This is a genomic window from Nonomuraea sp. B5E05, assembly GCF_039880665.1.
Classification (GTDB): domain Bacteria; phylum Actinomycetota; class Actinomycetes; order Streptosporangiales; family Streptosporangiaceae; genus Nonomuraea.
On the sequence record NZ_JBDPMJ010000043.1, the window covers coordinates 19,091 to 30,148 of the forward strand.

Here is an 11,058-nt window from a genome sequence, read left to right on the forward strand (position 1 = left end):
GTGACGCCTGCTCAGGAGAGTCCGAGTTCGCTGTCGATGAAGTTGATGATCTCGTCGGCGGTCGCCGAGCTGAGCTGGCCCGCCACGTCCTCGGCGGTGGTGTCGGCCTCGTGGTGCCGTTCCTTCCACGAGAAGGCCAGCTGTTCGAGCCGGGAGGTGATCTCGCCGGCGGTGGCGCAGCCGGCCGCCATGACGGCCAGCCTGGCCTCGATCCGGTCGAGCTCGGCCAGGATCTGCTGCTCGGCGCTGTGGGCCGGCGGCGCCAGCTCCTCCAGCAGGTGCCCGGCGAGCGCGGCGGAGTTCGGGTAGTCGAAGACCAGCGAGGCCGGCAGCCGCAACCCGGTGACCGTCTTCAGGCGGTTGCGCAGCTCCACGGCCGTCAGCGAGTCGAACCCGATCTCCTTGAACGCCCGTGCCGGTTCGACCGCCTCGGGCCCGGGGAAGCCGAGCACCGCGGCGACGTGGCCGCGTACCAGGTCGAGCAGCATCGGCAGCCGGTCGTCGTCGGGAAGGGCGGCCAGCCGGTCGGTGAGCGAGTCGGCCTGCGGCGCCTCGGCCGCCACCACCGCGCGGCGGGTGGCGATGCGGACCAGGCCGCGGAACATCGGGTGCCCGAAGCCCTTGGCCGCTCCCGCGCGCAGGACGGCGAGGTCGAGGTTGATCGGTACGAGCGCCGCCTCGTCCGCGCCCAGTGCCCGGTCGAACAGCTCCAGGCCCTGGCCGACCTCGAGCGCCCCCATGCCGGACCGGCTGAGCCTGCCCAGGTCGGCCTCGTCGAGGTGCCCGGTCATGCCGCTGCCGCTCTGCGGCGTCCACAGGCCCCAGGCCAGGGAGGTCGCGGCCAGGCCGCGGGCCCGGCGGTGCCGGGCGAGCGCGTCCAGGAACGTGTTCGCCGCCGCGTAGTTGCCCTGGCCCGGGCTGCCGAGCACGCCGGCCGCGCCCGAGTACAGGACGAACTGCGCCAGGTCGAGGTGCTCGGTCAGCTCGTGCAGGTTCACGGCCGCGTCCACCTTCGGGCGCAGCACGGCCGCGACCCGTTCCGGGGTGAGCGACGAGATCATGCCGTCGTCGAGCACACCCGCCGTGCTGACGACCCCGGTGAGCGGGTGCTCGGCGGGGATCGCCGCGAGCAGCCCGGCCAGGGCGTCGCGGTCGGCGGCGTCGCAGGCGACGATCCGTACGGCGGCGCCCAGCCCGGTCAGCTCCTCCTCCAGCGCCGCCGCGCCGTCGGCGGCGGGGCCGCGCCGGCCGGCCAGCACCAGGTGCCGGACGCCGTGCTCGGTGACCAGGCGCCGGGCGGCCATGGCTCCGAGCGCGCCGGTGCCGCCGGTGACGAGCACGGTGCCGTCGGGGTCGAACGCGGGCGGCGCGGTCAGCACGACCTTGCCGATGTGGCGGGCCTGGGCCACGTGCCGGAACGCCTCGGGGGCGCGGCGCACGTCCCAGGTTCGCAGCGGCGGCAGGCGGAGCGCGCCGCGCTCGAACAGCTCGGCGATCTCCGCCAGGATCTCGCCGGTCCTGGACGGGTCGAGCAGGGTGAGGTCGAAGTTCTGGTAGCGAACTCCGGGCAGGCCATCGGGGTCGCGCACGTCCGTCTTGCCCATCTCGATGAAGCGCCCGCCGGGCCGCAGCAGGCCGAGCGAGGCGTCCACGAACTCTCCGGCGAGGGAGTTGAGCACGACGTCCACGCCCGCCTCGAAGGTCCGCGCGAACTCCAGCGTCCTGGAGGAGGCGATGCGCTCCTGCGGGACTCCCAGCTCCCGTATCGCGGGCCACTTGGGCTCGCTCGCGGTGCCGTACACCTCGGCGCCCAGGTGGTGGGCCAGCTGAACCGCGGCCATGCCGACACCGCCGGCGGCGGCGTGCACGAGCAGCGACTCGCCGGCCTGGAGACCGGCCAGGTCCACCAGGGCGTGGTAGGCGGTGACGAAGGCGATCGGCACGGACGCGGCCTGCGCGTACGACCAGTCGCCGGGGATGCGGGCGAGCATCCGGTGGTCGGCGACCGCCTGCTGGGCGAACCCGTCGATGATGCCCATCACCCGGTCGCCCGGCGCGAACGCGGTGACGTCGTCCGCCACCTCGATGACGACGCCGGCGCCCTCGCCGCCCATGGGCGCGTCACCCGGGTACATGTCCAGGGCGATCAGCACGTCGCGGAAGTTCAGCCCCATGGCCTGGGTGCTGATGCGCACCTGGCCGGGGGCGAGCGGCGCGACGGGCGCGGGCATCAGGGCGAGGTCGTCGACCGTGCCGCGGCTGGTCACGTCCAGCCGCCAGTTCACCGCCTCGGCGGGCGGGACGAGCGCGCCGCCGCTGCCCGGGCGGGCCAGGCGGGGCGCGTACGCTGTGCCCTTCCTGATCGCGAGCTGGGTCTCCCCCGTCGCGAGCGCGGCGGGCAGCGCACGGTACGACTCCGGGTCGCGGTCGAGGTCGGCGATGACGACCCGTTCGGGGGTCTCCGACTGCGCGGACCTGACCAGGCCCCAGACTCCGGCGTTGACCAGGTCCGCCACCTCGTCGTCCGCCGTGGCGCCGACCGCGCCGTGGGTGATGAGGACGAGCCTGGACGCCGGGTGGTCCTCGTCGGCCAGCCACGTACGCAGCAGGTCGAGCACGTCGCAGGTCCGGTCGTGCACCGCCGCCGCCAGATCGCCGCCGTGCCCGCCCTCCAGCGGTACGGCCACCCACTCGGGCACCTGCCCGCCGGCGATCAGGTCGGCCACGGTGTCGTGCGTTTCCGCTGCAGGAAGGGCCGACGGGTCGCCGACGACCGCCCACCGCTGCTCCCCCGCGGGTTCGCCGGTGGGGACGGGCGCCCATTCGAGCGTGTAGAGCGCGTCGTCGTCCGCGTCTCGTGCCGGCGTGCCGAGTTCGGCGGGCAGGGGGCGCAGGATCAGCGAGTCCACGTCGGCGACGGGCACGCCGGTGGTGTCGGTGACGGCCAGCGCCACGCGGTCGGCGTCGCGGGGCGTGAGCCGTACCCGGATCGACGCGGCGCCCGTCGCGTGCAGGCGCACGCCCGTCCAGGCGAACGGCATGCGCGGCCCGTCCTCCGCGGTGGCCGCGTTGAGCGCGACGGCGTGCAGCGCGGCGTCGAGCAGCGCGGGATGCAGCCCGAACCCGCCGGTGCCGGTGTCGTCCGGCAGGGCGACCTCGGCGAACAGGTCCTCGCCGCGCCGCCAGACGGCCTTCAGCCCCTGGAAGATCGGTCCGTAGCCCAGGCCGACCTCGCCGAGCCAGTCGTACATGCCGTCCAGTTGGAGCGGCTGCGCGCCCTCGGGCGGCCATGCGGCCGTCTCCTGCGCGGGCGGGGGCGCGGTCACCGGGGCGAGCACGCCGCTGGCGTGGCAGGTCCACGGGTCGTCGGCGGTCCCGCCGTCGGGCCGGCTGTGCACGGTGAGCTGCCGCCGCCCGTCCTCACCGGCGGCGCCCACGGCCAGTTGGAGCTGAACGGCGCCGCGCTCGGGCACGATGAGCGGCGCCTGGATGGTCAGCTCTTCGAGGAGGCCGCAGCCGGCCTCGTCGCCTGCCCTGATGGCCAGGTCGACGAATGCCGTGCCGGGCAGCAGCACCTGGCCGTTGACCGCGTGGTCGGCCAGCCACGGGTGGGTCCTGAGCGACAACCTTCCGGTGAGCAGTACCCCGTCGGCGTCGGCCAGCGAGACCGCCGCGCCGAGGAGGGGGTGTCCGGCCGCGCCGAGCCCGGCCGCGCCGACGTCGCCCGCGACCACGGTGCGCTCCTCCAGCCAGAAGTGCTGGTGTTGGAAGGCGTAGGTGGGCAGGTCGATGATCCGCGGGCCGGACTCGGCGTAGGTTTGCGGCCAGTCGACGTCGACGCCGTGGACCCACAACTCCGCCGCGCTCGACCACACCCGGGCAAGACCACCATCATCACGCCGCAACGTGCCACACACCACCACCTCCCCACCAGCACGCTCAACCGTCTCCTGCACCGCCATCGTCAACACCGGATGCGCACTGACCTCAACAAAAACCCCGAAGCCCTGCTCCACCAACGCACCCACCGACGGCTCCAACCACACCGTCCGCCGCAGATTCTCAAACCAGTACGAGGCATCGACCTCGGCACCGGTCAACCACTCCCGCCGCACCGTCGAGTACCACGCCACCTCCGCCTCGCGCGGCCTCACCGGAGCCAGCAACCGCGCCAGCTCCTCCTCGATGGCCTCCACATGCGCCGAATGCGAGGCGTAGTCCACATCGATCCGCTTGGCCCGCACCCCCTGGCCCTCACAATGAGCCAGCAGTTCATCGATCGCATCCACATCACCGGACACCACCGTCGCGGCAGGACCATTCACCACCGCAACCGACAACCGGCCGTCCCAGCGCTCCAGCAGCTCACCCACCTCAACCGAGCCGAGCGGCACCGACGCCATACCACCACGGCCGGCCAGCGCCACGATCGCCTGGCTACGCAGCGCCACCACCCGCGCGCCGTCCTCCAGCGACAACGCCCCCGCGACCACCGCCGCGGCGATCTCCCCCTGCGAATGCCCGACCACCGCCGCCGGGACCACACCGAGGGAGCGCCACACCTCCGCAAGCGACACCATCACCGCCCAGAGCACCGGCTGCACCACATCCACCCGGTCATAACCCGGCTGGCCGTCCTCATCCCGCAACACACCCGTCAACGACCAGTCCACGAACGCAGCCAGCGCCGCCTCACACTCAGCCATCCGCGCCCCGAACACCGGCGAAGCGTCCAGCAGCTCCACACCCATCCCCAGCCACTGCGACCCCTGACCAGGGAACACGAACACCGGCTTACCGCCACCACCGGCAACGCCCTGCACCACACTCGAGGCGGCACCATCGGCCAGCTCACGCAACCCCGCCACCAGCTCATCCCGATCAGCACCCACCACCACCGCACGGTGATCGAACACCGACCGCGAAACCACCAGCGAATGCGCCACATCCACCGGCCGCGCACCAGCACCCACACCGGCCACCACACCGGCCCCCACACCGGCCACCGCATCGGCCAGCCGGCCCGCCTGAGCCCGCAACGCCTCCGCACTCCGGCCCGACACCACCCACGGCACCACCGGCGCCCCATCCACCGGCTCACTCATCGGCTCGGGCTCCTGCTCCGTGGCAGGCCCCTGCTCGATGATCACGTGGGCGTTGGTGCCGCTGATCCCGAACGACGAGACGGCCGCGCGGCGGACGTGCCCGTTCTGCTGCCACGGTTGCGGCTCGGTCAGGAGCTCGACCGCGCCGGCCGACCAGTCCACGTGCGGCGACGGCTCATCCACATGCAACGTCTTCGGCAACACCCCATGGCGGAGCGCCATCACCATCTTGATCACACCCGCCACACCCGCAGCCGCCTGCGTATGACCGATGTTCGACTTCACCGACCCCAACCAGAGCGGCTCGTCGCGATCCTGACCATAGGTCGCCAGCAACGCCTGCGCCTCGATCGGATCACCCAGCGTCGTACCCGTGCCATGCGCCTCCACCGCATCCACCTCAGCCGCCGACAGACCCGAATTCGCCAGCGCCTGCCGGATCACCCGCTGCTGCGACGGACCATTCGGCGCCGTCAGACCATTACTCGCACCGTCCTGGTTGACCGCGCTGCCCCGCACCACGGCCAGCACCCGATGCCCCAGCCGCTCGGCATCCGACAGGCGCTCCACCAGCACCATCCCGACGCCTTCCGACAGCCCGAAGCCGTCCGCCGCGCCGGCGAAGGACTTGCACCTGCCGTCCCTGGCGAGCGCGCCCTGCAGGCTGAACCCGATGAACCCGACGGGGCTGCACATCACCGTCACGCCACCGGCCAGCGCGAGGTCGCAGTCGCCGTTCCGCAGCGCCTGCACGGCCAGGTGCAGCGCCACCAGCGACGACGAGCAGGCCGTGTCGACCGTCACGGCCGGGCCTTCGAGGCCCAGCGTGTAGGCGACCCGTCCGGACACGATGCTGCTGAGCGTGCCGGTGACGAGGTGCCCCACCGATTCCAGCGGGATCTGGTCGGAGTTGCGGCCGTACTCCTCGTAGGCGGCGCCCACGAACACGCCGGTACGGGTGCCGCGCAGCGAGGCGGGGGCGATCCTGCCGTGCTCGATGGCCTCCCACGAGGCCTCGAGGAGGAGCCGCTGCTGCGGGTCCATGGCCAGGGCCTCACGCGGCGAGATCCCGAAGAACGCCGGATCGAACTCGCCCGCGTCGTACACGAATCCGCCGTCCTGCGTGTACGAGGCGAGCGGCGCGTCCGGGTCGGGGTCGTAGATGCCGTCGACGTCCCAGCCGCGGTTGCCGGGGAGCGGGGAGATGGCGTCCCTGCCCTCGAAGACCAGCCGCCAGAGGTCGTCGGCGTTGTGCACGCCACCGGGCAGCCGGCAGGCCATCCCGACGATCACGATCGGGTCGTCGGCGACGGGGCCGCCCGCTCCGCTCGCGGGCACGATCTCGGCCTGCGTGCCGAGCAGTTCGTCGCGGACCAGGCTCGCGAGCACCTTGACGTTCGGGTAGTCGAAGATCACGGTCGCGGGGAGCCGGACGCCGAGTGCGGCGTTGAGCCGGCCGCGCAACTCGACCGCCGTGACCGAGTCGAAGCCGAGGTCCTTGAAGGCCCGGTCCACCTCCACCTCGGCGGGGGCGTACCCGAGCACGGCGGCCACCTGCTCGCGCACCTGCTCCACCAGCAGGCGCTCGCGGTCCTCGTCGCTCATCGGCAGGAGGCGGGCGCGCAGTTCCGAGGACTCGGCGGTGGTCTCGGTCTCGTTCTCGCGGGCCGCGAGGGCCTCGGGTACGCCGTCGAGCAGCGGGCGCGGCCGGGAGGCGGTGAAGACGGGGGTGAAGCGCGCCCAGTCGACGTCGGCGATGACGAGGTTGCCCTCGCCGTCGTCGAGCGCCTGCCGCAGGCCGTCGATGGCGATCGCGGGATCCATGAACGTGACGCCGGTCCTGCGGGCGTCCTCCTCGTCGAGGAGGGTGGTCATGCCGCCGCCCGCGGCGTCCCAGAATCCCCAGGCGACGGCCGTGCCGGCGAGGCCGCGGCCGCGGCGGTGCGCGGCGAGCGCGTCGAGGTAGGCGTTGCCGGCGGCGTAGGCGCCGTTGTGCGCGCCGCCCCAGATGCCGGCGCCGGAGGAGAAGAGCACGAAGGCGTCGAGCGGGCCGGTGAGGATCCGGTCCAGGTTGGCCGCTCCGGTGATCTTGGCCTGGGTGGCCTGGGCCAGCTCGTCCGGGGTGAGCCCGGTGATCGCCTGGATGTGGGGCACGCCCGCCGTGTGGAAGACCGACCGGATGGTGTCGCCGCCGTCCTCCACCCCGCGTACGAGTGCGGCGAGCGCGTCGCCGTCGGCCACGTCGCACTTGGCCACGGTCACCCGCGCGCCGAGCTCTTCCAGCTCGGACACCAGCTCGGCGGCTCCCGGGGCGTCGGCGCCGCGCCGGCTGGTGAGCACGAGGTGCTCGGCGCCGCTGCCGGCGAGCCACCGGGCGACGTGCGCGCCGAGGCCGCCGGTGCCGCCGGTGATCAGTGCGCTGCCGCGCGGCCGCCGGCCCTCGGCGGGACCGGTGCCCGTTCTGGGCGCCCTGGTGAGCCTGCGGGCGAAGACGCCCGAGGCGCGGACGGCCACCTGGTCCTCGTCCCCGATGCCGGCGAGCACGGCCACCAGGCGGGCCGCCACCCGCTGGTCGATCGTCTCCGGCAGGTCGACGTGGCCGCCCCAGCGGCCCGGGTGCTCCAGGCCGAAGACGCGGGCGAGCCCGGCGACCGCGGCCTGCTCGGGGTCGCGCAGCAGGTCGACCCGGCTGACGCTCTCGGCGCCGTCGGTGGCGACCCAGAGCGGCGCGTCCACGCCGGCGTCGTCCATGGCCTGCATCAGCGCGAGCGTCTCGGCCGGGCCGCAGAACAGGGACAACACGCCGGCCGGCGGGTCGTCCTCGCGCAGCAGCGCGGCGAGGTCCTCCCTGCCGGCGGCACGGACCGTCACGCACCGGGCCCCGTGCCGTTCGAGCGCGTCGACAACGCAGCTCACCGCGTCGTCCGCGGCCCTGCCGGCGGTCCTGTCAGCGTCCCTGCCGGCGGGGGCGACGACGCGCCACGTGCCGGACAGCGCGGGAGGTTTCCCACCGGGAACGGTGAGGGGCTCCCAGGTGACGCGGTAGCGCCAGGAGTCGAGCACGTCCTGGTCGCGCCTGCGCCGCCGCCAGGACGACAGCGCCGGCAGGATCGCGGCCAGCGGGGAGCCGTCCTCGATGCCGAGCGTGGCGGCGAGGGCGGCCACGTCCTCCCGCTCGACCGCCGCCCAGAACTCGGGATCGACGGAGTCCGCGGCCGGCTGCTCGGCCGCGGCGGTGCCCGGCATGTACCAGAAGCGCTTGCGCTGGAAGGCGTACGTGGGCAGGTCGACACGCCGGGGGCAGGCGTCGGCGAAGTAGGCGTTCCAGTCGACGGTGACGCCCCGGCAGTGCAGGTGGCCGAGCGCCTCCGCGAAGGCGCGGGCCTCGTCGCGGTCCTTGCGCGCGGCGGTGACGAAGGCCGCGGCGTCGTCGCCGTCGAGCGTCTGCCTGGCCAGGCTGGTCAGGGTCCCGTCGGGGCCGATCTCCACGAACACCGTGGCGCCGCCGGCGCGGGCGGCGGTGACGGCGTCGGCGAAGCGGACCGCCTGGCGTACGTGGTCGACCCAGTAGCGGGCGTCGGTGAGCTGCCCGGCCTCCGCCTTCCTGCCGGTGACGTCGGAGATGACGGGGATGGCGGGCTCGTGGTACGTCAGCGACCCGGCGACCTGCCCGAACTCCTCCAGCATCGGCTCGACCAGCGGCGAGTGGAAGGCGTGGGAGACACGCAGCCGCCGGGTGCGCACCTGCCGCCCGGCGAGCGCTTCGGCGATCTCGTCGATGTCCGCCGCCGAGCCGGAGACGACGACCGCGCCCGGCGCGTTGACGGCGGCGATGCCGGCCCGGCCGGCGCTGCCCTCCAGCAGCGGCAGCACGTCCGCCTCGGGTGCGGCGACGGCGAGCATGGCGCCGCCCGCGGGCAGGGCCTGCATGAGCCGGGCGCGGGCGGCGACCAGCGTGCAGGCGTCGGGGAGCGAGAGCACCCCCGCCACGTGGGCGGCGGCGATCTCGCCGACCGAGTGCCCGGCGAGCACGTCCGCCTCGACGCCCAGCGAGGTCAGCAGCCGGTACAGCGCCACCTCGAAGGCGAACAGCGCGGGCTGGGTCATGCCCGTCTCGTCCAGCACACCGTCGGGGTCGGTGAACATCACGTCCCTGATGGGGTGCGGCAGCAGCGGGTCGAGGACCTTGCAGACGTCCTCCAGCGCGTCGGCGAACACCGGGAACGTCTCGGCCAGCGCGGCGCCCATGCCGACCCGCTGGCTGCCCTGGCCGGCGAACAGGAAGGCGACCTTGCCGCCCGCCCCCGCACCGGTGACGGTTCCCGGCGCGGCGGAGCCGCCGGCCAGGGCCCGGAGCCCGGCCATGAGCTCGTCCCTGCTCTCCCCCACGATGACCGCGCGCTGGTCCAGCGAGGCCCGCCCGGTGGCGAGCGACCAGCCCACGTCGGCGGGGCGCAGGTCCGGCCGCTCGTCCAGCCAGTCGGCCAGCCTCTCCGCCTGCGCGGCGAGCGCCTGCCGGTCGCGGGCGGAGACCGCCCACGGCACGAGCGGGAGGGTGAGCCCGGCGGCCTCCTGTTCGTCCTCGGCCGGCGCCTCCTCGATGATCAGGTGGGCGTTGGTGCCGCTGAAGCCGAAGGCGGAGACGGCGGCGCGGCGGGGCGCCTCGTCCCGCTCCCATTCCCGGGCCTCGGTGAGCAGCTCGACCGCGCCGGCCGACCAGTCGACGTGCGTGGACGGCTCGTCCACGTGGAGCGTGCGCGGCAGCGTGGCGTTCCGCAACGCCATCACCATCTTGATCACGCCGCCGACGCCCGCGGCGGCCTGCGCGTGGCCGATGTTCGACTTGAACGAGCCCAGCCAGAGCGGCCGGCCGCCGTCACGGTCCTGCCCGTACGCGGTGATGAGCGCCTGCGCCTCGATCGGGTCGCCCAGGGTGGTGCCGGTGCCGTGTGCTTCGACGGCGTCGACCTGGGAGGCCGACAGCCCGGCGTTGGCCAGCGCCTGCCGGATCACCCGGACCTGGGAGGGCCCGTTCGGGGCGGACAGGCCGTTGCTGGCGCCGTCCTGGTTGACCGCGCTGCCCCGGATGACGGCCAGCACCTGGTGGCCGTTGCGCTGGGCGTCCGCCAGCCGCTCGACCAGCAGCACGCCCACGCCCTCGCTCCAGCCGGTGCCGTCGGCGGAGTCGGCGAACGACTTGCACCGGCCGTCGGCGGACAGCCCGCGCTGCTGCGAGAACTCGATGAACGTGTTGGGGGTGGCCATGACGGTGACGCCGCCGGCCAGCGCCAGCGAGCACTCGCCGCGCCGCAGCGCCTGCACGGCGAGGTGCAGGGCCACCAGCGACGAGGAGCAGGCCGTGTCGATCGAGACCGCCGGCCCCTCCAGGCCGAGCGCGTACGAGACGCGACCGGAGATGACGCTGCCGAGCGCCTCGGCCCGGAAGTAGTCGTGGTACATGACGCCGGCGTAGACGCCGGTGCGGCTGCCGCGCACCGAGGCCGGGTCGATGCCGGCGCGTTCGAACGCCTCCCAGCACGACTCCAGGAACATCCGCTGCTGCGGGTCGGTCCCGAACGCCTCGCGCGGGGAGATGGCGAAGAAGCCGGCGTCGAAGTCGGCGGCGTCGTAGACGAAGCCGCCCTTGCGCGCCGTGGTCGTCCCGGGGTTGTCGGGGTCGGGGTGGTAGAGGTTCTCGCTCCAGCCCCGGTCGGTGGGGAACTCGGAGATCGCGTCGCCGCCGCCGTCGACGAGCCGCCACAGCTCCTCGGGCGAGGTGACCCCGCCGGGGTAGCGGCAGCTCATGCCGACGATCGCGATCGGCTCGTGCTCCCTGCCTTCGATCTCTCGCAGTTGCTGCCTGGTCTGGTGCAGGTCGGCCGTGACCCGCTTCAGGTAGCCCCGGAGCTTGTCTTCGTTTGCCATCGAACTAGCCCTTCTCAGCCGCTGCGAA

General features: G+C 73.9%; 1 protein-coding gene. It reads right to left on the reverse strand.

The genetic code is table 11. The features are described from left to right. Positions 1 to 11: 11 nt before the first annotated feature. A complete protein-coding gene (locus ABGB01_RS42475) occupies positions 12 to 11,030 on the reverse strand; it encodes a type I polyketide synthase (protein ID WP_347779695.1) in 11,019 nt (3,672 codons plus the stop codon). Between the last annotated feature and the right edge of the window lie 28 nt (positions 11,031 to 11,058).